At 70.1% G+C, this 24,553-nt stretch carries 18 protein-coding genes; 4 read left to right on the forward strand and 14 right to left on the reverse strand.

Annotated elements, in window-relative coordinates; genetic code table 11:
• Positions 1 to 58: 58 nt before the first annotated feature.
• The 3 genes from ABZ664_RS20580 to ABZ664_RS20590 all read right to left on the reverse strand — a co-directional run bounded on the left by ABZ664_RS20580 (position 59) and on the right by ABZ664_RS20590 (position 3,104).
• Entirely contained in the window at positions 59 to 607 is a 549-nt protein-coding gene (locus ABZ664_RS20580) for a hypothetical protein (RefSeq protein WP_362511883.1), read from the reverse strand.
• A 378-nt stretch (positions 608 to 985) separates the two neighbouring features.
• On the reverse strand, positions 986 to 1,555 hold the full coding sequence (locus tag ABZ664_RS20585; RefSeq protein WP_362511886.1) for a GNAT family N-acetyltransferase: 570 nt from the start codon (positions 1,553 to 1,555) through the stop codon (positions 986 to 988).
• A gap of 517 nt (positions 1,556 to 2,072) precedes the next feature.
• The gene (locus tag ABZ664_RS20590; protein WP_362511889.1) at positions 2,073 to 3,104 is read right to left on the reverse strand and encodes a LacI family DNA-binding transcriptional regulator; all 1,032 of its coding nucleotides are present in this window, start codon (positions 3,102 to 3,104) and stop codon (positions 2,073 to 2,075) included.
• Positions 3,105 to 3,552: 448 nt separating this feature from the next.
• Between ABZ664_RS20590 and rhaI the strand changes: the two genes are divergently transcribed.
• From rhaI to ABZ664_RS20605, 3 genes are read left to right on the forward strand one after another with little or no spacing between them, the layout of a single operon-like run.
• Complete coding sequence (rhaI, locus tag ABZ664_RS20595) at positions 3,553 to 4,734, forward strand: L-rhamnose isomerase (RefSeq protein WP_362511892.1); 1,182 nt, start codon at positions 3,553 to 3,555, stop codon at positions 4,732 to 4,734.
• 1 nt (position 4,735) lies between these two features.
• Positions 4,736 to 6,784, forward strand: coding sequence for a bifunctional aldolase/short-chain dehydrogenase (locus ABZ664_RS20600; protein ID WP_362511895.1), 2,049 nt, complete (start codon positions 4,736 to 4,738; stop codon positions 6,782 to 6,784).
• Positions 6,785 to 6,792: 8 nt separating this feature from the next.
• The gene (locus ABZ664_RS20605) at positions 6,793 to 8,259 is read left to right on the forward strand and encodes a rhamnulokinase family protein (protein WP_362512320.1); all 1,467 of its coding nucleotides are present in this window, start codon (positions 6,793 to 6,795) and stop codon (positions 8,257 to 8,259) included.
• A gap of 43 nt (positions 8,260 to 8,302) precedes the next feature.
• Here ABZ664_RS20605 and ABZ664_RS20610 read toward each other — a convergent pair whose 3' ends face one another.
• The 5 genes from ABZ664_RS20610 to ABZ664_RS20630 form a co-directional block, all read right to left on the reverse strand.
• The gene (locus ABZ664_RS20610; protein WP_362511898.1) at positions 8,303 to 10,330 is read right to left on the reverse strand and encodes a beta-galactosidase; all 2,028 of its coding nucleotides are present in this window, start codon (positions 10,328 to 10,330) and stop codon (positions 8,303 to 8,305) included.
• A 125-nt stretch (positions 10,331 to 10,455) separates the two neighbouring features.
• Positions 10,456 to 11,652: a glycoside hydrolase family 43 protein gene (locus ABZ664_RS20615; protein ID WP_362511901.1), complete on the reverse strand. Its 1,197-nt coding sequence runs from the start codon at positions 11,650 to 11,652 to the stop codon at positions 10,456 to 10,458.
• Positions 11,653 to 11,701: 49 nt separating this feature from the next.
• Positions 11,702 to 13,096 carry an extracellular solute-binding protein gene (locus ABZ664_RS20620; RefSeq protein ID WP_362511904.1) on the reverse strand — a complete coding sequence of 465 codons (1,395 nt, stop codon included), beginning with the start codon at positions 13,094 to 13,096 and terminating at the stop codon, positions 11,702 to 11,704.
• A 55-nt stretch (positions 13,097 to 13,151) separates the two neighbouring features.
• Entirely contained in the window at positions 13,152 to 14,012 is an 861-nt protein-coding gene (locus tag ABZ664_RS20625) for a carbohydrate ABC transporter permease (protein WP_362511907.1), read from the reverse strand.
• Positions 14,009 to 14,851, reverse strand: coding sequence for a sugar ABC transporter permease (locus ABZ664_RS20630; protein WP_362511909.1), 843 nt, complete (start codon positions 14,849 to 14,851; stop codon positions 14,009 to 14,011). Before ABZ664_RS20630 ends, ABZ664_RS20625 begins: the two co-directional genes overlap by 4 nt.
• A gap of 932 nt (positions 14,852 to 15,783) precedes the next feature.
• Between ABZ664_RS20630 and ABZ664_RS20635 the strand changes: the two genes are divergently transcribed.
• Positions 15,784 to 18,210, forward strand: a complete 2,427-nt coding sequence (locus ABZ664_RS20635) for an AAA family ATPase (protein ID WP_362511912.1) — start codon at positions 15,784 to 15,786, stop codon at positions 18,208 to 18,210.
• Here ABZ664_RS20635 and ABZ664_RS20640 read toward each other — a convergent pair.
• From ABZ664_RS20640 to ABZ664_RS20665, 6 genes are all read right to left on the reverse strand, one after another.
• Complete coding sequence (locus ABZ664_RS20640) at positions 18,145 to 19,020, reverse strand: class I SAM-dependent methyltransferase (RefSeq protein ID WP_362511915.1); 876 nt, start codon at positions 19,018 to 19,020, stop codon at positions 18,145 to 18,147. The two genes, ABZ664_RS20635 and ABZ664_RS20640, sit on opposite strands and share 66 nt — an antisense overlap.
• A complete protein-coding gene (locus ABZ664_RS20645; protein WP_362511918.1) occupies positions 18,990 to 19,613 on the reverse strand; it encodes a cysteine hydrolase in 624 nt (207 codons plus the stop codon). The genes ABZ664_RS20640 and ABZ664_RS20645 overlap by 31 nt, the downstream gene beginning before the upstream one ends.
• Entirely contained in the window at positions 19,610 to 20,680 is a 1,071-nt protein-coding gene (locus ABZ664_RS20650; protein WP_362511921.1) for an isocitrate/isopropylmalate family dehydrogenase, read from the reverse strand. Before ABZ664_RS20650 ends, ABZ664_RS20645 begins: the two co-directional genes overlap by 4 nt.
• Before the next feature lie 27 nt (positions 20,681 to 20,707).
• Positions 20,708 to 22,111: an RNA-guided endonuclease IscB gene (gene iscB, locus ABZ664_RS20655; protein ID WP_362511924.1), complete on the reverse strand. Its 1,404-nt coding sequence runs from the start codon at positions 22,109 to 22,111 to the stop codon at positions 20,708 to 20,710.
• Positions 22,112 to 22,448: 337 nt separating this feature from the next.
• Positions 22,449 to 22,979, reverse strand: coding sequence for an EF-hand domain-containing protein (locus ABZ664_RS20660; protein WP_362511927.1), 531 nt, complete (start codon positions 22,977 to 22,979; stop codon positions 22,449 to 22,451).
• A 374-nt stretch (positions 22,980 to 23,353) separates the two neighbouring features.
• Positions 23,354 to 24,427, reverse strand: a complete 1,074-nt coding sequence (locus ABZ664_RS20665) for an alkene reductase (protein WP_362511930.1) — start codon at positions 24,425 to 24,427, stop codon at positions 23,354 to 23,356.
• Between the last annotated feature and the right edge of the window lie 126 nt (positions 24,428 to 24,553).

The following is a 24,553-nucleotide window of genomic DNA, read 5'->3' on the forward strand; positions in this document are numbered from 1 at the left end:
GAGGTGGGAGACCAAACCGCCCCGACGGCAGGCGGATGCGAAGGATCCCCCTCAGAGGTCAGCCGGTGACGGAGATGGTCCAGGTCTTCTGGCAGCTGGAGCCGAACACACCGGTGTCGCAGCCCTTGACGTTCCAGCGGTAGCCGCTGTTGGTACGGATACGCGTGTAGGAGCGTCCCCGGGTGCCGCCGATGAAGTCCTCCTGGGCGCCGTTCGGGTCGGCGGCACTGGTCCAGCGCACAAGGAACTTGTCGAAGGCACGATCGGTCGTGCGCCAGTCGAAGTAGGCGTAGCCGTTGTTCGACCAGGCGGCCACCACCAGGTTGGGGCCGTTCTTGGGGGACCAGGCCATCTGACCGCGGGCGAACGTCTGGCGGCGGCCTGCCCAGCCGACGTTGTTCTGGTAGATGTCGCGTTCTGACGTGGTCGGGCAGCCGAGCTTGCCGTTCTCGCCGCCGAGCTGTGCCCAGCGGGCACCGATGAGACCGTACGGCTGGATGCCGCAGCCGCTCGCCCGGGTGGTCTCGGCGTGGGCGGGGAGGGCGACGGACAGGGCCGCGGCCGAGGCGAGGGCGGTGGTCACCGAGAGGATCGCGCGACGGTTCATGGTGGACTCCTGGAAGGTGAGACCCGCCGTTCTGCTCGCTGCGGGCGTCGTGCCTCCAGTGATACGGCGCCCCGCTTACCGGAGGCTTGAGCGCCGCCTACGGAGACTTGCGGACCGCGATCACAAGGCGCCCGCTTGCGAGGTTCCGCTCCGCGGGTCAGTGCCGTGTTCCTGAAGATCGACGTTCCTGAAGATCGACGCTGATCAGACGCGCACCGAGGTCGAGGCGATGGCCATGGCGCCGACCCCGGTTCCGGAGGTCCTATGGCGGAAGCCGCCCGTCAGCTGAGGAGCAGCTGCCGCGAACAGACCCGAGAGGAAAAACCTCGAGGTACGACCTGTTCATCCATCATGCGACCGGCAAGACGGCTCACATGATTACTTGTCCTGGCCTCGTCGCTCCCACTCGGCCCGGGTGAGTTCGTACTCGACCTCACCGTGTTCGGAACCTTCGATGGCCTCCGGCCAGTTTCCGGTGAAGCTTCGGACGAACGACAGGCCCGCCTTCTCCATCACTCGCCGGGATCCCGTATTGACCGCCATGGTGTTCGCGGTCACCCGTTCCACCCCGAGGCCGGTGAACCCCCTGTGGATCAGGGCTCGCGACCCTTCCGTGGCATAGCCGTCGCCCCAGGCGGCCTTGTGCAGACGGTAGCCGAGTTCGACCACGGCGGGGCTGTGGTCGACCAGGGGCCTGAACTCGAACCAGCCCAGAAAGACGCCGCCAATCTTCTCCTCCGCGGCCCAGTAGCCACGGGTCCCGAAGCACGGGTGAACATGCAGGAGCCGTGGCAGGCTTCGCGTCTGGATCGTCTCTAGACTCGTCGGCCGGCCGCCGTTGATGAAGCGCATGACGTCGGGATCGTTGTCCAGCGCGAGAAGGTGCTCGGTGTCGGCCTCGGTGAACGGCCGCAGCACGAGCCGCTCGGTCTCAAGGAAGGCGGGCATGCCGCGATCCTAACCACCGGAGATCATGCGGCGGGTCGACGAGAGGCGGCGCGGATTTCCGGACGTTTGGCGGGTGGCGGCGCTGCCCTGTGAACTCGTCTGGGCGACGACCTGGGAAGACGCGGCGAATGCCGAGATAGCGCCCCGAGTCGGGCTGCCACGGCTGCCCGTCGTGAACTGGCGGAGTCAAGCGGTCGGCATGAACGTGAAGACCAGTGGTTCGGGCTCTGCTGGAAGACCCGGACCCTGGTGGACTGGGCGAACGGACGTCCCTTCGCCTGGGTCGACGACGAGATCACCGACGCCGACAGGGAGTGGGTCTCCAGGCACCATGGCGGCCGGGCTCTCCTCCACCGTGTGGAGTCATACCGGGGGCTCACCGGCGAAGACTTCGCAGCCCTCGATCAATGGCTTCGAGCCCTGTAAGTCACCGAAGCTTTTCGCATGTCCAGGGGACTGGAAGATCCGTGCCGGGGTCGTGCCATCGCCCGGCTAGCGATATTTCCGCCTCAGTGGTTCATACGGAACGGTCGTGGTCGCTGGACGCCCGGATCACCAATTCCGGCTGGAAGACGACGTGCCGGTGGCTGTGCCGCCCCCCGTCGAGCGACTCCGCCTCCTCCAGGAGCAGTTCGGCGGCCGTGCGGCCGAGCTGGGCGCGCGGCTGGCGTACCGAACTCAGCGGCACGGCGGCCGCGGCGGCGAACTCTATGTCGTCGTAGCCCACCAGCGCGATGTCCTCGGGCACCCGGATGCCGTGCGCGGTCAGGCCCTGCAGCACGCCGAGCGCGACCAGGTCGTTGGCGCAGAAGATGGCGGTCGGCCGCTCGCCCACCGGCCGCGCGGCGAGATCGTTGGCGGCCTGGCGTCCTGCGGCGACCGACAGGCTGAGGGTCTCGTAGGTCTCCAGCTTCACGTCCTGGCCCCGTTCCGCGAGGGCGGCGGCGGCGCCGGCCCGCCGGTCGGCCACCTGCCGGATCGAGAGCGGGCCGCCGACGTACACGATCCGCCGGTGGCCGCGGTCGGCCAGGTGGTCGGCGGCCACCCGGCCCCCCGTGATGTCGTCGACGGAGACCGAGCAGCGGCTCGGATGGCCGGACCCGCGGTCGACCAGCACCACGGGGATGCGGTGGTCCACGAAGGCGTCCAGGCGGGGGTGTCGGCCGTCGGGGACCGGTGTGATGAGCAGTCCCTGCACCCGCTGCTCCTTGAGCATGTCGAGGTGGCGGCCCTCGCGCTCGGCGTCCTCCCCGCTGTTGCAGACGATGAGCATCCCGCCCGCGTTCTCCACCACCTCCTCCGCGCCTCGGATCACATCGGTGAAGAAGGGGTTGGAGACGTCGAGGACGACGATCGCGATGGTACGGCTACGCCCGACCCGCAGCTGACGGGCGGAGTCGTTGCGCACGTAGCCCAGCTTCTCGATCGCGTCGAGCACTCGCTGACGGGTAGCGGGTGAGACCATGTCGGGCCGGTTGAGCACGTTGCTGACCGTCCCGAGTGACACGCTCGCGTACTTCGCCACTTCCTTGATGTTGGCGGATGCCATTTTCCCCTCAACCGGTAAGCGTCAATCTGGCGCGCCGACAGTGATGGCTCTGCCCGGCCGGTCCAGTAAATGAAACGTACCAGTGCAGTGGCCGCGCACCTACCGGCGCCGCGGGTGCCGTACGGCCTCCGGTGAGTGACAGTACGAGTATGCGGCATGGCGGGTCCGAGTGCCGACTAATCGCCCATTCCCCCTCGTGAGAAGGGTAGCGAGGGCGGCGTGTCCTTGACCCCGCGGAACGCGCGGCATATTCTCCCAGCATGCTGTGTGAAACGTTTCATGAACCCAGGTGTGAGAGGTGGCGTGGGCTGGACCCACCGCGCCCTCAGGGCGAGAACCGCCCGGACGCGGACCGACGCCGACACGCAGCCATCCGGCCCGGGACCCGGGCCCCGCTCAACGCGGCCGGCCGGCATGACCACCTCGACGACCAACTGGAAGGCCGACCATGACCGAGATCGCCCCCGCCACGCGTGCGCGGGTCCTGGCCGCGCTGCGCGCGCAGCGTATCGAGACGCCCTCCTGGGCTTTCGGCAACTCCGGGACCCGTTTCAAGGTGTTCACGCAGCAGGGCGTTCCCCGGGATCCGTACGAGAAGATCGCCGACGCGGCGACGGTGCATCGTTTCACCGGGGTGGCTCCGAGCGTCGCCCTGCACATCCCCTGGGACAAGGTCGCCGACTACCCGGCCCTGGCCGGGTACGCCAAGGACCTCGGCGTCGGAATCGGCACGATCAACGCCAACGTCTTCCAGGACGACGACTACCGCCTGGGATCGGTCACCAACCCGGACCCGGCCATACGGCGCAAGGCGATCGGCCACCTCATCGAGTGCGTCGACGTGATGGACGCGACCGGATCGCGGGATCTCAAGTTGTGGTTCTCCGACGGCACCAACTACCCGGGGCAGGACAGCGCCCGGGACCGGCAGGACAGGCTCGCGGCGGCGCTGCGGGCGGCCTACGACCGGCTGGCCGCCGACCAGCGCCTGCTGCTGGAGTACAAGCTCTTCGAACCGGCCTTCTACCTGACCGACGTCCCCGACTGGGGCACCGCCTACGCGCACTGCCTGGAGCTGGGCGACCGGGCCCAGGTGGTGATCGACACCGGCCACCACGCGCCGGGCGTGAACGTCGAGTTCATCGTGGCGTTCCTGCTCCGGGCCGGGCGGCTGGGCGGGTTCGACTTCAACTCGCGGTTCTACGCCGACGACGACCTGATGGCGGGCGCCGCCAACCCGTTCGAGCTGTTCCGCATCATGCACGAGATCGTGCAGGCGGACGCGCTCCGCCCGTCGTACGGCATCGCGTACATGCTGGACCAGTGCCACAACATCGAGCCGAAGGTGGAGGCGGTCATCCGGTCCGTGCTGAACGTGCAGGAGGCGACCGCGAAGGCGCTCCTGGTCGACGTCGACGCGCTGACCACGGCGCAGCGGGCCGGTGACGTACTGGACGCCAACGCGGTGCTGATGGACGCCTACCACACCGACGTCCGGCCGCTCCTGCGCGACCTGCGCGCCGAGATGGGCCTGGACCCCGACCCGGTCGCCGCCTACCGGCGGTCGGGCTACCTGGAGAAGGTGCGGGCCGAGCGGGTCGGCGGCGAACAAGCGGGCTGGGGGGCCTGACATGTCGACATCGCCTGAGACGACACCGGTAGCGGACCTCATCGCCCGGTCGAACCGGCTCGGCGCCGATCCGCGCAATACCAACTACGCCGGGGGCAACACCTCGGCCAAGGGCTCGGCGGACGACCCCGTGACGGGCGATCCGGTCGAACTGCTGTGGGTGAAGGGTTCCGGCGGCGACCTCGGCACACTGACCCCGGCGGGGCTCGCGGTGCTCCGGCTGGACCGGCTGCGCGCGCTGGCCGGCAACTATCCCGGCGTCGAGCGCGAGGACGAGTGCGTCGCCGCGCTCGACTACTGCCGGCACGGTCACGGCGGGGCCGCCCCGTCGATCGACACCGCGATGCACGGCCTGCTCGACGCGGCGCACGTCGACCACCTGCACCCCGACTCGGGCATCGCGATCGCGACCGCCGCCGACGGCCCGGCGCTCACCAAGGAGATCTTCGGCGACCGGGTGGTCTGGGTGCCGTGGCGGCGGCCCGGGTTCCAGCTCGGCCTGGACATCGCCGCCACGGCCCGCGCCCACCCGCAGGCCATCGGTGTCATCCTCGGCGGGCACGGCATCACCGCGTGGGGGGCCACCGCCGAGGAGTGCGCGGCGCACTCGCTGGAGATCATCCAGCGGGCGGGCGACTTCCTCGCCGAACGAGGGCGGCCGGAGCCGTTCGGGCCGGCGCTGCCCGGCTTCGCCGCGCTGCCCGACGGGGAGCGGCGGGCGCGGGCGGCGGCGCTCGCGCCGGTGATCCGCGGCCTGGCCTCCACCGACCGGCCCCAGGTCGGCCACTTCACCGACGCCGATGTGGTCCTGGACTTCCTCGCCCGCGAGGCACACCCCCGGCTCGCCGCGCTCGGCACGTCCTGTCCCGACCACTTCCTGCGGACCAAGGTCCGGCCGCTGGTGCTCGACCTGCCCCCGGACGCCCCGCCGGCGGAGGCGGTGGCCCGGCTCCGGGAGCTGCACGCCGCCTACCGCCGCGACTACCAGGACTACTACCAGCGGTACGCCGACCCGGAATCGCCGCCGATGCGCGGCGCCGACCCGGCGATCGTGCTGGTCCCCGGTGTCGGCATGTTCAGCTTCGGCGCAGACAAGCAGACCGCCCGGGTGGCGGGCGAGTTCTACGTCAACGCGATCAACGTCATGCGCGGCGCCGAGGCCGTCTCCACGTACGCGCCGATCGACGAGCGGGAGAAGTTCCGGATCGAGTACTGGGCCCTGGAAGAGGCCAAGCTGCGCCGGATGCCCCCGCCCCGGCCGCTGGCCGCGCGGGTGGCGTTCGTGACCGGCGGCGGGTCCGGCATCGGCCGGGCGACCGCCCGCCGCCTGGCCGCCGAGGGTGCCTGCGTGGTGGTCGCCGACCGCGACGGCGCCGCCGCCCAGGCGGCGGCGCGGGAGATCGGCGGGACCGACGTCGCGGTCGCCGTGGCGGCCGATGTCACCGACGCCGAGGCGGTGACGGCGGCGCTGCGCGAGGCGGTGCTGGCTTTCGGCGGGGTGGACCTGGTGGTCAACAACGCCGGTCTGTCCATCTCCAAGCCGCTGCTCGACACCACCGAGCACGAGTGGGACCTGCAGCACGACGTGATGGCCAAGGGCTCCTTCCTGGTCTCCCGGGAGGCGGCGCGGGTCATGGTCGCGCAGGACATGGGCGGGGACATCGTCTACATCTCCAGCAAGAACGCCGTCTTCGCCGGTCCGAACAACGTGGCCTACGGCGCCGCCAAGGCGGACCAGGCCCACCAGGTACGGCTGCTCGCCGCCGAACTGGGCGCGCACGGCATCCGGGTCAACGGCGTCAACCCCGACGGGGTGGTGCGCGGCTCGGGAATCTTCGCGGGCGGCTGGGGCGCCAGGCGGGCGGCCGTGTACGGCGTGCCCGAGTCGGAACTGGGCGCCTACTACGCCCAGCGCACCCTGCTCAAGCGGGAGGTCCTGCCGGAGCACGTGGCAGGCGCCGTCTTCGTCCTGACCGCCGGGGAACTCTCCCACACCACCGGGCTGCACATCCCGGTCGACGCCGGCGTCGCCGCCGCGTTCCTCCGGTAGTGGCCGTCGTGCAGCCGGCCGTGGTCGCCGCCGTGGACCTGGGCGCCTCCAGCGGCCGGGTGATGGTGGGCAGGGTGGGCAGGAACGACCTCGGCCTCACCGCCGTCCACCGGTTCGCGAACGAACCGGTGGACGTGCGGGGCACCCTGCACTGGAACATCCTGGGTCTGTACGGCGAGGTGCTCGCGGGCCTGCGCGCCGCCCTGGACGCCCATCCCGGCCTGGTCGGCGTGGGCATCGACTCGTGGGGCTGCGACTTCGGCCTGCTCGGCCGGGACGGCCGCCTGCTCGGCAGCCCGGTGCACTACCGGGACCGGCGCACCGACGGCGTCATGGCGGAGGTGACCGAGCGACTCGGCCCGGACCACCTGTACCAGGTGACCGGGTTGCAGATGTTGCCGTTCAACACCGTCTACCAGCTGGTGGCGGCCCAGCGGCTGGGCCTGCTCGACGCCGCGCGGACCATGCTGCTCATTCCCGACCTGCTGGCCTACTGGCTCACCGGCGAGATCGGGGCCGAGGTCACCAACGCCTCCACCACCCAGCTCCTGGACGTGCGCCAACGTGGCTGGGCGCGCGACCTCGTGGAACGGCTGGGGCTGCCGGGCCGCCTGCTCCCCCGCCTGCGGGAGCCGGGCGAGCCCGCAGGGACGCTGCCGCCGGAGGTGCTGGGCGGCGCCGGGCCCGGGCGGCCGATCCCGGTCACCGTGGTCGGCTCGCACGACACCGCCTCGGCCGTCGCCGGGGTGCCGGCCCGGGACGAGCGGTTCCTGTACATCTCCTGCGGCACCTGGTCGCTGGTGGGCGTGGAACTGCGGCGGCCGGTGCTCACCGAGGCCAGCCGCCTGGCCAACTTCAGCAACGAGTCCGGCGTGGACGGCACGATCCGCTACCTGCGCAACGTCATGGGCCTGTGGCTGCTCCAGGAGTCGATGCGGACCTGGGCGGCGGCCGGTTCGGGGCAGGACCTGACGGCGCTCCTGGCCGCCGCGGCGGACGTGCCGCCCTTCGTCTCGGTGGTCGACTGCGACGACCCCGCGTTCCTCCCGCCCGGCGACATGCCGGCCCGGATCGCCGAGATCTGCCGCCGCACCGGCCAGCCGGTTCCCGGCACTCCGGCCGAATTCGTCCGTTGCGTCCTCGACAGCCTGGCGCTGGCCTACCGGCGTACCGCCCGCCAGGCCTGCGAGCTGTCCGGGCAGGAGGTCGACGTGATCCACGTGGTCGGGGGCGGCGCCCGCAACGCCCTGCTCTGCCAGCTGACCGCCGACGCCTGCGGGCTGCCCGTACTGGCGGGACCGGTGGAGGCGACGGCGCTGGGCAACGTCCTGGTACAGGCGCGGGCCGTCGGCGCGATCGACGGCGGCCTGGCCGAGCTGCGGTCGCTGGTCGCCCGCAAGGCCGACATCGTCCGGTACGAGCCGCGCGGCCACGAGGCGGCCTGGGCGGCGGCCGAGCGCGGGCTGGCCGGCTGACCGGCCGGCCCGCGCCCGACCGGCGGCCGAGCCCGGGCCGCGGCTAGCTCGCCGGTCGGCGCAGCACCAGAACCCCGCGGCCGGGCACGATCGGGGCCCCGCCCGGCGTCGTCCCCCCGACGAGCACCTCTCCGTCGAGGCCGGCCGCCGTCACGTCCTGGTCGGTCCGGTTGACCAGGAACCAGAACCGGTGGTCGCCGTCACCGCGCACCGCCAGCTCGACCCGGCCGTCGAGGTCGGCCACCTCGCCGCGTACCCCGGCATGCGCGAGGATCGGGTCCAGGAGCCGCCGGAGCCCGCCCACGCCGAGCCGGGTCGAGACGTAGGTCGCGGAACCGCCCCCGGAGGTCCGCCGGGTGATCGCGGGCCGCCCCGCCTGCTCGCCGTCGAGATAGCGGGCCAGCACCGCCACGGCCGGGTCGGACACCTCGATGTGGTCGGTCCAGAGGGTTCCGGTGAGACCGCCGTCCAGCGCCACGGCCTCCTCCTCCAGCAGCGGCGCGAACTCCTCCACCCGGATGCCGAGCAGGTCGCGCAGCGCGCCGGGGAAGGGGCCCGGCCAGAAGTGGTCGTGCTCGTCGACGATGCCGGAGAAGTACGTGGTGACCAGGTGACCCCCACCGGCCACGTACGCCGTCAGCCGCTCGGCCAGCCCGGCGGGGACGACGTGCAGGACCGGCGCGATCACCAGGTCGTACCCGCCGAAGTCGCGGTGAACGGGGAGCACGTCCACCCGGGTGCCGGCCGCCAGGAAGGCGGAGTACCAGTCCAGCGCCTCCTGCCGGTAGTCCAGCAGGGAACTCGGATGGGAGTCGAGCTCGCTCACCCACCAGGACTCCCAGTCGTAGAGGACGGCCACCCGGGCGGGCAGCCGGTCGGACCCGGCCACGGGGGCGAGCGTCTCCAGCGTGCGGCCGAGCGCGGTGACCGCCCGGAACAGCTCGCTGTCGCGCCCCGCCTGGGGCAGCATCGCCGAATGGTACTTCTCCGCCCCGGCGCCGGACTGCCGCCACTGGAAGAAGCACACCGCGTCGGCCCCGTGCGCCACGTGCGTGAGGGCGTCGCGGGCCAGCTCGCCGGGGCGCTTGGTCACGTTCACGTGCTGCCAGTTGACGGCGCTGGTGGAGTGCTCCATCAGGAACCAGGGCCGCCCGCCCGCGATGTTGCCGATCAGGTTGGCGGAGAAGGACAGCTCGTCGAAGTCCTGCGGGCCGGGCCTGCGGTAGTGGTCGTTGGCGACGAAGTCCACCTCGGCCGCCCAGCCGGCGTAGTCCAGCGCGCTCACCTGGCCGGTGACCATGAAGTTGGTGGTCACCGGCACGTCCGGCGTGACCTCGCGCAGCACGTCCCGCTCGGCCCGCAGATAGTCCCTGAGCGCGTCGGAGGAGAACCGTTTGAAGTCCAGTTGCTGCGTCGGGTTGAGGTGGGCGGCGGCCAGCCGCGGCGGCAGGATCTGGTCCCAGTCGCCGTACCGCTGGGACCAGAACGCGGTTCCCCACGCCTGGTTGAGGCGGTCCAGGGTGGCGTAACGGCGCTGGAGCCAGGCGCGGAAGGCGTGCGCGGCGTCCGCGGAGTAGTCGTAGGCGTTGTGGCAGCCGAGCTCGTTCGACACGTGCCAGGCCACCAGGGCGGGATGCCGCGCGTACCGGTCCGCCATGACGCGGACCAGGCGCAGCGCGTGCTCGCGGAAGACCGGGGAGGTCGGCCGCCAGTGCTGCCTGGCGCCCGGCCACACGGTCCGGCCGAGCCGGTCGACCGGCAGGATCTCCGGGTGCGCGGCGGTGAGCCAGGGGGGCGGCGAGGCGGTGGCGGTGGCGAGGTCGACCGCGATGCCGTTCTCGGCCATCAGGTCCATGACCTCGTCCAGCCAGCCGAAGTCCCATTCGTCCGCGGCGGGCTGGAGACGGGACCAGGAGAAGATCGCGAGGGAGACGATGGTGACTCCTGCCTCGCGCATCGCCGCGACATCGTCCAGCCAGACCTCGCGCGGCCACTGCTCCGGGTTGTAGTCGGCGCCGTACGCCAGCCGGGGCCGGTCGGAATCCGTCGGCCAGCGGAACCATCCAGTCACTGTGGGCCCTTCATGGTGCGTCGTGTCGGAAGACGGCTCGAACCCGGCCGCCTGTGGACGGCCGGGTCCGGGAGTCTCATGGGTCCCGGTGTCCGGCAGATTCTGCCGTCACCGGTCGGGACAGGCTAGGAAGGGGGCCAGACCCAGGACGACGCGGGGTTGCCGTCGATGTCGGTCCGCTGCCGCGCCACGTCGAGGGTGCGGCCGGTCGCCTTCATCTCGTAGATCTCGGTGCGGATGCTGGCGCCGCGGTTCATGTTGTTGTGCAGGGCCATCATGATCGCGCCCTGCGCGCCCGGGTGGTCGGCGAAGGTGCGGAACAGCATGGAGTGCCCCTTGTTCTCGGTGATCACGACGTCCTCCTGTGCCCAGGGGCCCTTGAGGTCACCGGACTTGGAACGGGCGAGCGTCACCACGTACTCGTTGTTGTGCTTGCGGTAGCTCGTCCAGAACATCAGCAGTTCGCCGTTGTTGGTGCGGAAGAACGACGGGCCGTCGGTCACGTACGGGGGCAGCTGGACGGCGTTGACCGTGCCCTCCTGGTAGTACCACGGGGCGTCCGAGCCCTTGAACAGGTAGATCGGGTCACCCTCGCCGCGGCCGGTGAGGTTGCCGTTCGCGTCCCGCTCCAGGCGGATGGCCTCGATGGTGCCGTCGATCTTCTGGATCCACTCGTGGGCGTAGACCATCCACGGCTGGCCCTGCGGGTCGACGTACAGGGTCCCGTCCAGCGTCATGAAGTTCGACGGGGCGACCGGCGAGTCCAGGTTGAGCAGCTGGAACGGTCCCATCGGGGAGTCGGCGGACGCGATGACCGTGCCCCGCCACTGCTGGTTCTGCCAGATCTGGCCGCAGTCGCCACAGGCCTGACCCTGGGTCGAGGCGGTGGCCAGCACCCGGTTGCGGTTGTGCAGGGTGGCGAACCAGTAGTACTTGCCGTTGTAGTACCAGGCCTCGGGCGCCCAGGCGCCCTCGGAGGTGTTGGCCCACGAGCCCGTCGGGTTGGTGAACACGGTGACCGCCGGACACCAGTTCACCAGGTCGATGCTCCGGCGGACCGTGGTGCCCTGGTAGAGGTAGTAGATGCCGCTGACCGGGTCGGGCATGATGAACGGGTCGTGGACCCGGATGTTCTTCAGCTCCTGGCTGGGCGTGCAGGGCAGGCTCTTGGCGACCTTCGCGCCGGGGGCGCCGGCGACGAGGTCGGTCTTGGTGGGGCTGACCGCCGAGGCGGCGCCGGGCGCCGCCACCGCGAGCCCGATGACGACCAGGGCGCTGGCCAGCACGCGGGGGAACTTACCGTGGATGATGCGTCTGATCACTGACTCGGATCTCCTTCTACTGACTTCTTGCGGGTGGGGGGTGTTCACGTCAGCCCCCCGCGACGGGGATCGACTGGGACTTGAGGGCGTCGATGGTGGACCGCTGTGCGGAGCCGAGCGCGTCGGCGAGGTTGCCCTTGCCTTCGATGGCGGCGGCGAAGCCGTCCCGCACGTCGCTGTAGGTCTGGGTCATGGTCGGGCCCCACGGGAAGTCGGGGTCCACGTTCGCGGCCGCCTCGGAGAAGATGCCGGAGATGTCCTGGCCGCCGTAGAAGTCCAGCGGCTTGGACAGGGCCGGCATCTGCTGGCCCTCGGCGGTGGCCGGGTAGAGACCGCCGTTCTCGTTGAGGGCCTGCAGGGCCTCCAGGTCGCTGTTGAGCCAGGTCGCGAACTTGGCCGCCTCGAACGGGTGCTTGGCCGAGCTGAGCACCGCCGTGGTGGAGCCGCCCCAGTTACCCGCCGCCTTCTGGCCGGCCGTCCACTGCGGCATCGTCGCCACCGCCCACTTGCCGGCGCTCTTGGGGGCGTTCTGCGCGATGAGGGCGTTGGCCCAGTACGGGCTGACCCAGGTCCAGATGTCCCCGGTCTCCAGCGCCTTCCACCACTCGTCGGACCAGGTGGCCATCGGCCGGGCCAGTTTCTCGTCCAGCATCCGCTGCCAGTACGTGGCCACCTGCTGTGACTCCGCACCGGTCAGGCTGACGGTCCACTGGTCGCCCGACACCGAGAACCAGCGGCCCCCGGCCTGCCAGATCTGGCCCAGGAACCAGTTCACGTCGCCGGAGGCGAAGTGGTGGATGTGGCCGCCCTCCTTGCTGATCACCTTGGCCGCCTCGTAGTACTCCTCCCAGGTGGTGGGCGGCTTGATCCCGGCCTTCTCGAACAGGTCGGCCCGGTAGTACATGCCGATCGGGCCGATGTCCTGCGGGATCGCGTAGATGCCGTCGGACTCCCCGAAGGTCACCTGCTGCCAGGTCCACGGGACGAACTTGTCCTTGACCTCCGGCACGCCCGCGCAGTCGGCCAGGTTCAGCAGGCCGTCCTGGAGGCGGAAGCTGGACAGGGAGTCGTACTCGATCTGGGCGAGGTCCGGCGCGTTGCCGGCCTTGATGCCGTTGAAGAAGTTCTGGTACGCGCCGTCCGGACCGGCGGGGCCGGTCACGAACTTCACCTGGATGTCGGGGTTCTTGGCGTTCCAGATGTCGATGACCTTGTCGATCCCCGGCACCCAGGAGTAGTACTCCAGCGTGACCGGGCCCTCGGTGGGCGCGCACTTGGACGGCGGCGCCGCCGCCTGCGACGCCTCACCGGTGCTTCCGGTGCTTCCGGTGCTTCCGGTGCTTCCGGTGCTTCCGGTGCTTCCGCCGCTGCCGCAGGCGGCCGAGGCGAGGGCGAGTATGGCTGTCACGGCGCCGACGACGCCTCGTCTGATCCAGGGTTTCACGGGAGATCCTCTTTCTTTCTTTCCTTGCGAGGCTTCACACGAGGCCCGCGGCCGCTCACTTCAGGCCGCCCGCGGTCAGGCCCGACCGCCAGAAGCGCTGGAGAGAGAGGAAGGCGATGATGAGCGGCACGACCGAGACCGCGGCACCGACGATGACCAGCGTCCGGAGCTCGGGGGCCTGCTGGGTCGCCTGGCTGTTCCACGCGAACAGGCCGAGCGTCACGGGGAAGTACGACTCGTCGCGCAGCATGATCAGGGGCAGGAAGAAGTTGTTCCAGATCTGTACGAACTGGAACAGGAACACGGTGACCAGGCCGGGCGTCATGAGCGGCGCCGCGACCCGGAAGAAGATGCGCAGCTCGCCGTGCCCGTCCACCCGGGCCGCCTCCAGAAGTTCCTCGGGCACGCTGTTGGCCGCGTAGACCCGGCTGAGGTAGACCCCGAACGGGCTGACCAGGCTGGGCACCAGCACCGCGTAGTAGGTGTCGGCCATGCCGACCTCGCTGATCAGGAGGAACAGCGGCAGCGCGAGGGTGGTCACCGGGAGCAGCACCCCGCCGAGCACCATGTTGAAGATGAGCTCCCGGCCCGGGAAGCTGAACTTGGCCAGGGCGTACCCGGCCATCCCCGCGATGGCGGTCGCGCCGAGCGCCCCGACCCCGGCGTAGAGCAGGCTGTTCAGGATCCAGCGCAGGAAGAGCCCGTCCTTGAAGGTGAACAGGACGCCCAGGTTGTCCAGGAGCCGGAAGTCGGCGAACCAGAGCGGGTTGGTGGAGTTGAGGTCGGCCCTGCTCTTGCTCGCCGCGACCAGCAGCCACCAGAGCGGCACCAGCATGTACGCGGTGAACGCCACCATGATCAGCAGCGGCAGCAGCTTCTCGTGCGTCCGGGCGGGAGATCGGGGGGGCGAGGTCATGACGACGATCCCCTCTGGGTGATCCGGAGGAAGCCGAACGAGAGGGCGAACGTGGTGAGGGCCAGGACCACCGAGAAGGCGGCGGCGAGGTGGAAGTTGGGCACCACGGAGGTGCTGTAGACGACCAGGTTCGGGGTGTAGCTTCCGGTGACCGCCGTGGTCAGCGACCGGAAGACTTGCGGTTCGGTGAACAGTTGAAGCGTTCCAATGATCGAGAAGACACCCGTCAGCACGATGGCAGGGCGGACCATGGGCACCTTGATGGACAGGGCGATGCGGATCCGGCTCGCGCCGTCCAGACGCGCGGCTTCGTAGATCTCCTGCGGGATCGCCTTCAGGGCGGCGTAGATGATCAGCATGTTGTAGCCGGTGAACATCCAGGTGGTCACGTTGGCCAGGGACCAGAGGATCATCGGTCCCGACATGAACGCGATCCGCTCGGTGATCCAGTCGAAGGGTGACAGGGACGGCGAGTAGAGGAAACCCCAGATGATCGCCGCGATCACGCCGGGCACCGCGTACGGCGCGAAGTAGGCGAGCCGGAAGAAGCGCTTCAGGGGCAGCACGCCGGAGTCCAGCAGCAGGGCGAAGAGCAGGGCCAGACCCAGCATGACCGGCACCTGGACGGCCCCGAAGAGCAGGACCCGCCCGATGCTGTCGCGGAAGGCCTCGTTCTCGAAGACCCTGACATACTGCTCGAAGCCGCCGAAGACGATGTTCGGCCGGCCGAACGTGCCCTCCCGTTGCACCTTGAAGAAGGACTGGTAGACCGCGTAGGCGATGGGCGCGATATAGACGAGCAGGAACAGCAGGAGGAAGGGCAGGAGCAGCAGGGCCACCGCGCCGAGCGGCCGGTGCCCGCCCCTTGCGGGCGTGCGGGGCGTGTCCGTGCCTGCCTCGCCACCTTCCCGCCCCGCCGGTAGCGGAGCTCGGGTCGGTCTCCCTACCTCGGTCATGTCCACTGCGCCATCCGCTCTTCCCGTGTCCATGAATCGTTTCACTTAGGGTGCGAGTATCTTCTGTGCTACAACCGCATGTCAAGACATCGCAAAACGGACTTTCGGTCCGGCGGAAATGGGGACGCGTTGTTAACGCGAGGTTTTCCCGCCGGTACCGAGCGTGCGCGACGTCCGAGTGTCGATCTTCAACCTCGAGGCCAGCGGGCTGGAGCAGGGGCGTTTGCCGGATATTCGGCACGACCCGGAGTGGTTTCGGCCCTGGAAGGTTCAAGCCGAAACCCCTTAATGTAACGTTTCAATTGCGCTAGGGGATCACTTGCATGCCGCCGCCTGGTGAGGGGAGCCCCGAAGCACCCCCGGACCGCGTGCGTCTTACCTGACTGTCGCCCTGTTCGCCGGTCTGTCCGGGAGGGGGGCGATCATCGGTGCGGTCCCGGATCTGCCGGCGGTGGCCGCGGTGCTGGGGCGGCTGCGGCGGCCGGCGACGGTGCCGACGTCCAGCCGAGATGCCGGCAAAACCGACCATGAGCCGATCTTGAAGCGGTAGTGAGATCGAGTCGGGTAGCCCAGAGGTGAAATTTCCCCGGGCTGCCCGACTCGATGGCGCGCGACGACTTCCGCAAACCGCTGATCATCCTCGGTCCCATGAGGGGAGAACTCTTTCAGCCCTGGGGCATCGGCCCGCAAAAAGGGGCACTGCCCGGCATGGGGCGAGGAAGGTAGACGGGCGCGTCGGCGAAAGCTACACTACTGGCCGCTCGAAAAGTAAAAACAAACACGTCTACTGGTTAATTATATCATGAGGAGTGCTGTTGTCAATCGAGGCGTTGCGCGAGGAGCAGGAGTACGTGTCGATGCTGTACGGGCGGCTCGACGAGCTCCGCGAACACGTCACCGAGCGGCTGACCCGGGTGCTCGCGACGACCGGCGGCAACGCCCAGGCGCGCGTCGAGAGGGAGGCCGCCCACGCCGCCCACGCCGAACGCCTCGCCCAGCTCAACGCGGCCGAACACGGCCTGTGCTTCGGGCGGCTCGACATGCTCGACGGCGAGCGCCGTTACATCGGCAGGATGGGCCTGCTCGCCGACGACGTCACCACCGCATCCGTTGCCAAAGGCACCGAGGACGCCGAAGACGCTGAGGACGCCGACGACACAGCCCCGCTGCTCATCGACTGGCGGGCACCGGCCGCCCGCCCGTTCTACCTCGCCACCGCGGTCACCTCGGAGGGCGTCCGGCGGCGCCGGCACATCAAGGACCGCGACCGCACGGTGGTCGAGGTCCACGACGAGGTGCTCGACCTCGAATCCGCAGCGGAGGCCGGGCACGAGGGGTTGGCGGGCGAGGCCACCCTGCTGGCGGCACTGAACGCCGGCAGGACCGGCCGGATGACCGACATCGTCCAGACGATCCAGGCCGAGCAGGACCGCGTCATCCGCTCCGAGCACACCGGAGTGCTCGTCGTGCAGGGAGGACCGGGGACGGGAAAGACCGCGGTGGCGCTGCACCGCGCGGCCTATCTGCTCTACACCCGGCGGCGACAGCTGGCGCGGCGGGTGGTGCTGGTCATCGGACCGAACGCCACGTTCCTGCGCTACGTCGGAAACGTGCTTCCCGCGCTGGGGGAGACGAGCGTGCTGCTGTCGACGATCGGCGAGCTGTATCCCGGGGTGACCGCGGAACGGGAGGAAAGGCCGGAGACCGTCGAGGTGAAGGGCCGGTCGGCGATGGCCGAGGTGGTCGCCGCCGCGGTACGCGACCGCGAGTGGGTGCCTGAGGACCACCTTGAGGTGGAGTACGAGGGACAGACGCTGCGCCTGGACCGGTGGACCTGCGAGCGGGTACGCGACCTGGCGCGGTCCTCCCTGCTCCAGCACAACCCGGCCAGGCCGATCGTGGTCCGGGAGATCAGCGAAGCCCTCGCCGAGCAGTACGTCGAACGCGTCGGCACCGATCCGTTCGACGGTGAGCTCCTGCTGGACGACGACCAGGTGGAGGGCATCCGCAGGGAGATGCTCACCGACGGGGCGGTCCTCGCGGCACTCGACGAGCTCTGGCCCGACCTGACGCCACAGCGACTGCTCACGGATCTGTTCGGCTCGCCGGAGCGCATCGCCTCGGCGACGCCGGGGTTCACCCCCGAGGATCGGGCGGTGTTGCTGCGGGAGCCCGGCGGAGGCTGGTCGCCCGCCGATGTGCCGCTGCTGGACGAGGCGGCCGAACTGCTCGGGGAGGACACCAGGGCGGAGCGGATCCGGCAGGAGCGCGAACGGCGTGAGCGGGTCCGCTACGCCCAGGGAGTGCTGGACGTCGCGATGGGGTCGCGGGCCACCGACCTGGAGGACGACCAGGAGGCCGAGATACTCACGGTCAACGACCTGATCGACGCGGACACGCTCGCCGGGCGGCACGAGGAGGAGGACCACCGCACCTCGGCCGAGCGCGCGGCGGCCGACCGGACCTGGACGTTCGGGCACGTGATCGTCGACGAGGCGCAGGAGTTGTCGGAGATGGCCTGGCGGCTGCTGATGCGCAGATGCCCCGCCAGGTCGATGACCGTCGTCGGGGACACGGCGCAGAGTGGCGAGCCGGGCAGCACCCTGTCGTGGGGGCGGGTGCTCGACCCCTACGTCAAGGGGCGCTGGCGGCTTGCGAACCTCACCAGGAACTACCGGGTGCCGGCGGAGATCATGGCCGTCGCCGCCGAGGTGCTGACGGAGATCGACGCCGACCTTGAGGCACCCGTCTCGGTAAGGGAGAGCGGGGTGGAGCCGTGGGCACTTCGCGTGTCGCCGGAGGAACTCACCGACCGGCTGGTCGAGGTCGTCGCGGCCGAGGCCGCCGGGCTGACCGACCGGCGGCTCGCGGTCATCACGCCGGACTCGCTGCTGGAGCCGCTCGGCCTCGCGATCGCGGCGAGCGTGCCGGAGGCGTCGGTCGGCGAGAACCCCGATGCGCCCCGGCCCGTCGTCGTGTTGAACGTGAGGCAGGCCAAGGGCCTGGAGTTCGACGAGGTGCTGGTGGTCGAGCCCGGCCTGATCGTGGCCGAGTCGCCGCGCGGGCTCAACAACCTCTACGTCGCCCTGACCCGCGCCACCCAACGGCTGGGCGTGTTGCACACGCCGTCGCGGCCCGTGCCGCGTGCGCTGCGGGCGTGGCTGTTCGCGTCAGACCTACGCGCCGGGTTTGTCGGCGAACACCCAGCGGTTGCTCGCCAGGGCGTCGTTCGGTTCGGGTAGCGGGCCGCGACCGTGGTGGCGGGTGAAGTCGAAGGGCGTGTGGATCGCGGTGGACCAGCCCAGCTCCCGCAGGCGGCCGACGGAGTCGGGGCGCGGCTCCCCGTCGAACAGGGCGAGCAGGTCCACGCCGATCTGTTGCCTGGTCGCGACGTAGACGGGGCCGGCACGGACCTGCGGAGACTCCGTCCAGAGCTTGACCTCGAAGCCCAGCGTGCTTCCCCCGGCGCTCAGGCGGTCCACGGTGTCGATGAGACGCCGCTCGGCGGCCGATGGGAGATAGAGCAGCAGGCCCTCGGCCAGCCACGCGGTCGGCACGGCCGGGTCGAAGCCGGTGTTCAGCAGCGACCGGGCCCAGTCCTCGCGCAGGTCGGCCGCGATCGGTCGGCGGGTGGTCGCCGGGACGGCGGCGAGGTCGTCGAGCACGTGGTGTTTGAACGCCAGGACGCCGTCGCGGTCGATCTCGTAGACGACTCGGCCCGGTGGCCAGCCGAACCGGAAGGCCCGCGTGTCGAGGCCCGCGCCGAGCAGCACGACCTGCCGGGCGCCCTCGCGGACCGAGCGGATGAGGAAGTCGTCGAGGACTCGGGTGCGCAGGCCGAAGTAGCGCCCCAGCCTGCCCCACAGGGGGTTGGCGTCCCCGTCCGGAACCTGTGCCGGGCGGACCGGCCAGGCCGCGGACGCCTCGGCGGCGCGTACGAAGTGCTCGGCGTAGGTGTCGGCGGCCAGAGCATCGGGCCGGTGGGTCTCGATCGCCCGCGCGGCGGCGACCATGAGGGCGGTCAGGCCGACGCCGTCTTCGACACCCGGCACGCGTCCTCCCCTCCGGTTGGGGGCACCCACGGATGGTCGTGGGTACTGAGGTGAGCGCCATAGAGACGGGCCATGAAGCGCAGGACGTCCGCGTCCGGTAGGTGCCGGCCGGTGGTGCAGTTGGTCAGCACCGTGATGTGGAAGCCCTTCTGGAACGCGGTCCGGGCGGTGGAGTCCACGCAGACGTCGGTGTACAGGCCCGCGAACACAAGCCGTTCGAAGCCCCGGTGGACGAGGTGCTGCTCGAACCCGGTGCTGAGAAAGGCGTCGAAGCACGCTCGCTTGGTGAAGACACGCTCTCCCGGCAGGGGTGACACCCGGTGGAACTCCGCGCCCCACGAACCTTCCAGACACTTGAGCGGCTTGTTCTGCGTGCGATCCCGGCGCCGCCAGCTCGGACCCTGATGTTCGGCATCGCCGACGAACCGGACGAAGATCACCTCCATGTCGCGGGCACGGGCCCGGTCGACGGCCAGCGCGGTGTTCGTCGCGACGGCCTCCAGGGTCGCGGGGTCGCCGGAGTATCGGGCGTGAGCGGTCGGCCCGACGCAGAAGTCGTTCTGCAGGTCTACGACGACCAGCGCGGTGGTCATGAGTCCACCGCCACGGTCGGCCGCCCCGCGGGCTCCAACGCGTCGAGCAGTGCGTCCACCATGGCGGTGGTCGAGTGCCGTCCGCCGAGGTCGGGGGTGCCGATGCCTCGGCGGCCGAGTGATTCGAGACCGCGTTCTACCAGCTGAACCGCCCCGGCGCAGCCCGCGTGCCGCTCGGCGATCGCCGCCGCGGCGCGTACGGTCGCCACCGGGTTGACCGTGTCCGTTCCGGCCAGGTCGTCGGCGGAGCCGTGCACGGTCTGGTACTCGACCAGTCCGGCCGCGTCGGGATGTAGATAGACGTTCTCGGTGCAGCGGTTCTCCTGGCGTTCGGAGCCGAAGCGGTCCAGCAGGACCACGTGCATGATGTCGGCCCATTCGTTGCTCGCGATGATCAGCGTGCGGGGGTGCGGGCCGTGCTCGATCAGGTTGCGGTTCACCGTGTCCGGCTGGAACAGACGGATCTCGACGCCGTGCCGCGCGGCGCTCTCGGCGACCCACTCGTCGAGGGCCCCGTCGAGCAGGTGGAACTTGTACGCCATGACGATCTGGCCGATTCCGCCGTCCGGCCACTCCTGCCGCGCACGCCGCACGGCGAAGGCGATGACCTTCTCGGTGATCTCCCGGCTGAACGCCATGGTGCGGATCAGCGCGCCCGGGACGTGGGTGTTCTCCCCGGTGTAGAAGCCCTGGGCCTCGTCCCGGACCAGCAGCAGTGACGCGTCCGGGGTAGTCATGACGTCGACCTTCACCGCCTGCAGGCGTCGGCGGACCAGGTAGAGCGACTGGGCGTTGACAGCCGTGCGGAAGACGGCGGGAACGCCGAGAGCGGCCAGCGTGCGGCAGAAGTCCGTGTAGTGATCGGCGTCCTCCCCGGTGAGTTCACGGACCCGCTCGATGTCGGCACCGGCCCTCAGTGATGAGTAGGAGTGGTAGAGCCTTTGTGACCGGGTGACACCGATTCCAACCGAATACGCATCGGCGATTCCGGCCAGCACCCGCTCGAAGACGGTCGCGAGCTCGGGGCCCGTTCCCCGGCCGACGGAAAGTCCGACAACGAGTTTCACCAGAACCTCCCGGGGATGCTCCGGCCTTCAGGCTGGGGAGGAATCGGGGGCGGGAGTGCCGCCGAGGCCCGAGCGTGTCCTGATCGGTCGGTCATTGAGATCGGCTTCTTTCTTGGTCGTGTAGCCGTAGCCGTCCGCGCGTTGAAGATGGCGGACATGGCGGTGGTTGATCCCGGTGATGCGGCCGTGCCGGGTGGTGATGTCGAACGAGCCGGAAGAGCGGACCAGGACTCGCCCGGTGTGAGCTCCGGCCTTCTTGCCCGTCGGGACGGCCGCGCGGACCAGGTCGCCGGTTTGGAAGCCGTGGTGGCGTTTGATTCGTGGCCGCACCAGGCGGGGGAAGCCGTAGCGGTCGGGGGTGGTGCGGGCGTAGGTGCCGCGCCCGGTCGCCGTGACCACCAGGATCGTGGACGGCCAGGCGGTCACGGTCTCCAGGTGGCCGACGTGCAGGGCGTCCAACGTGTGCGACTTGGCGGCGCCGGTACGCGACCGGTTCCACCTGGTGCGCCCGCCCGAGGCCGTCGCGACCGGCAGGCCGGTCGCCTGCAGTGCCCGCCACAGCGCCCAGCGGGTGGCGTTGACGGCGGCGGCGTCGCGCAGCGGCGCTTTCGCCTGCTTGAGGATCTTCGCCAGGAGTGCGGGCTTGGCCTGGAGGAACTCTTCGATCGGGGTGGCGTTCTTGGCCTGGTTACACGGGATGCAGGCCAGGGTGAGGTTGCTGACGCGGTCGGAGCCGCCCCGGCTGCGGGGATGGATGTGGTCGAGGTTCAGCGGCACACCGCTCGCGCCGCAGTAGGCGCAGGTGCGCCCCCACTTGGCGAGCAGGTATTCGCGGACCTCGTACCCGGCGAGGGTGCCCCGCTGGTATTCGGCTCCTTCGAGCGGCCTCCCGGCCGACAGGGCGTGGGTGTCGAAGGAGACCTTCTCCACGTGGACGGCGGTGATGGGCGCCCACCGGGCCAGCCGCGCCACCTGCGACATCGTCGTGTCCACGCGGTGGCGCAGCGACGGCGCCAGCCACCCTTGAGGTTTCGTGCGGTTGTTGAAGCGGGGGACGCGGTAGCGCAGGTTCCGCGACCTGCGGCCACGGCGCAACGCGGCCCGCGTGCTGAGCCTGTCGCGGATCCGCCCGCCCCGATGGTCGAGCTGAATGCCGAACAGGCCGGTGCGGCTCCCGTCATGGTCGGCGAACACACTGATGCCGGTGTGCTGGGAGCCGGGGTCGATACCGACGTGCACGCCTTTTACGGTGGAGTCGGCGACGAGCCGGTCTTTGAGGCGGATAACGAACGGTGTGCGGCGCACCACCACCGCCCGACCGGCCGCCAGCAGGCGGCGGGCACGGGCGGGGTGGCACGGGTCGAGCGGGTGGCCGTGAGCGTCCAGGACGAACACGGCCGGGTGAACCTCACGGTTCGCTCCCTCGGACACCGCGGTGTCCTGGGGGTGACGCCGAACGGCCGGTGCGTGCCGTACGGTCTCCCCTCGCCCATGTCCACCGCCAGGTGCGGCGAAGCCGCGTCCGTGAGCCGTTTCGTCCTGACCCGGGTTGTCTGCTCCCACGGATTCCAGAGCAGCCCGCTGAGGAAGCACGGGCTGGTGGGTCTGCTGTCTTGCGGTGAACGTAGCCATCGAGGATGCACCTCCTGTTCGTGATGGCTGGGGCTGGTCAATACGGGCTCAAGGCACCAGGCGGCACCTCAAGCCCCCTCCTTCAGGAGGGGGTCGTTGACCGAAGGCCAGAGGTGTCAGGCTGCCGTTGTCTCGATCAGATCAGTCCTCCGACCAGATGGTCGCCCGGAATTCCGGCCTTCTCCGGGCGGTAGTAATCCTTGATGCCGGCGGCCCAGACCGAGACCGTGATCTGGTCGGTCTCCGAGGGCCCGAACGCGTCGAAGAGCGCGTCGATGTTCGCGCGCTCGAAGCCGATGGCCGTCATGAGCGCCATGAAGACGTGCCGTTCGATGAGCCCGTCGCCGTCCGGATCGCCCAGCTCGGCCAGCGCCTCGGCGAAGTCGCTGATCGCCGCGTCGAAACGCTCCGGGGAGAGGACGCACGCGGCGTACTCCTCGAAGCTGATGCGGCCGTCGTCGTTGGCGTCCAGTTCGGAGGACAGGGCCGCCCAGTAGCCCCGGAAGGCGGCCAGCATGGCGGCTTTGGCCGCGTCGTCGGAGTCGGAGGCCGCCGCGATGACCCGGTTCGCCATGAGCTCGAAGTCGTCGGCCTCCAGGAAGCCGGTGCCGTCGGCGTCGAGCAGGGCGAAGATGAGACCTACTCGATCAATGGCTGCTTTCTGCATATTCCATGACCTTTCTTTGGTCGCCACTCGAAACGGAGGATGAAATCGTGGCCCCGACTGTACACGATTATGTGGGGCCGTGACTCGCGCTTTTATGTCGTGATTTGCGACCAAAAGAAGTCAAATGTTAATAATGGAACGAATGCCGCCAAGGCATTAAATAGCCTAATTGTTTCAGTCATTTTTTTGGGTCGTTCTGGTTGGCCGCCCGCTGTTCGGCCTCGCGTGGTGGCGGTGCGGGCGCGGGCAAGAAGTGCTGTCCGGCGGCGACTGGTCTCCCGCCGATGTGCCGCTGCTGGACGAGGTGGCCGAACGCAGGCCGTGCCGCGTGCGCTGCGGGCGTGGCTGTTCGCGCAGGACTGAGGCGGCTCGGTTCAGGCCGTGTGCCGGTAGGCGGGGTAGGTGAGGTAGCCGGCATCGCCGCCCTGGTACCAGGTGGACTCGTCGTGCGGCGCGATCGGGAGCCCCTGGCGCAACCGTTCCACCAGGTCGGGGTTGCCGATGAAGGCGCGGCCGAAGCTGATCAGGTCGGCGCCGAGGCCGAGCCAGTGGTCGGCGGCGGCCCTGTCCGTCTGCCGGGGGCCCAGCGGGAAGACCGGGTTGACGATGAGCGTGGCGGGCCAGGCCTTGCGCAGCCCGACGAGCACGTCCTCGTCGGTGCTGGCCTCGAGGTGGACGTACGCCAGATCCAGGGCGGCGAGTTCGGCGAGCAGCGCGCCGTACAGGGCGGGGACGTCGGTGTCCTGCACGCCCCAGAAACCCGCGCCGGGGGAGAGCCGGATGCCCGTCCGGTGCGCTCCGACCGCGTCGACGGTCGCGGACACCGCCTCCACGGCGAATCGGATCCGGTTGGCGATCGGTCCGCCGTAGGCGTCGGTGCGCAGGTTGGCGTTGCTGGAGAGGAACTGGGCGATGAGGTAGCCGTTCGCGCCGTGCAGTTCCACGCCGTCGAAGCCGGCGTCGACGGCCCGGAGGGCGGCTTCGGCGTAGGACCGGGCGTGCTCGGACACCTCGGCGGTCTCCAGCGCCCGCGGCACGGGCGCCGGTTTGGGGCCTGTCGGGGTGAACACCCCCCCGGTGGCGGGAACGGCCGAGGGTCCCACCGGCCGCGTCCCCGTGGTGTCGGGGTGGGAGACCCGGCCGCCGTGCATGATCTGGGCGAAGATGCGCCCGCCGTTGGTGTGGACCGCGTCGGTGACCGGTAGCCAGGCCGCGACCTGCGCGTCGGTGTACAGCCCTGGGGTGCCCGGATTGGACTGCCCGACCAGGCTCGGCTGCACTCCTTCGGTCACGATGAGCCCGGCGGTGGCGCGCTGGGCGTAGTAGGTCGCCATCGAGGGTGTCGCCAGGCCGCCCGCACCCGCGCGGACCCGCGTCATCGGGGCCATCACCACGCGGTTGGGCAGGGTCAGCGCACCGAACCGGTAGCGGTCGAACAGGGTCGTCATCTGCGTACGCCTTTCCGAGGTTCCTGCGAATGGTCGCGTCCGTCGGCTGGACGCGACCATTACGCTAGAACCTGACACTGACGTCAGAGGCAAGTGTTCGGCCGAGGATTTTCGATGGGAGGCGCG

This window comes from Streptosporangium sp. NPDC006930, from assembly GCF_040635605.1.
Lineage (GTDB): Bacteria > Actinomycetota > Actinomycetes > Streptosporangiales > Streptosporangiaceae > Streptosporangium.

Coding starts and splice junctions, on each gene's coding strand:
- ABZ664_RS20580 (WP_362511883.1), bottom strand. CDS start 607: ATGAACCGTCGCGCGATCCTCTCGGTGACCACCGCCCTCGCCTCGGCC.
- ABZ664_RS20585 (WP_362511886.1), bottom strand. CDS start 1,555: ATGCCCGCCTTCCTTGAGACCGAGCGGCTCGTGCTGCGGCCGTTCACC.
- ABZ664_RS20590 (WP_362511889.1), bottom strand. CDS start 3,104: ATGGCATCCGCCAACATCAAGGAAGTGGCGAAGTACGCGAGCGTGTCA.
- rhaI (WP_362511892.1), top strand. CDS start 3,553: ATGACCGAGATCGCCCCCGCCACGCGTGCGCGGGTCCTGGCCGCGCTG.
- ABZ664_RS20600 (WP_362511895.1), top strand. CDS start 4,736: ATGTCGACATCGCCTGAGACGACACCGGTAGCGGACCTCATCGCCCGG.
- ABZ664_RS20625 (WP_362511907.1), bottom strand. CDS start 14,012: ATGACCTCGCCCCCCCGATCTCCCGCCCGGACGCACGAGAAGCTGCTG.
- ABZ664_RS20645 (WP_362511918.1), bottom strand. CDS start 19,613: ATGACCACCGCGCTGGTCGTCGTAGACCTGCAGAACGACTTCTGCGTC.
- ABZ664_RS20660 (WP_362511927.1), bottom strand. CDS start 22,979: ATGCAGAAAGCAGCCATTGATCGAGTAGGTCTCATCTTCGCCCTGCTC.
- ABZ664_RS20665 (WP_362511930.1), bottom strand. CDS start 24,427: ATGACGACCCTGTTCGACCGCTACCGGTTCGGTGCGCTGACCCTGCCC.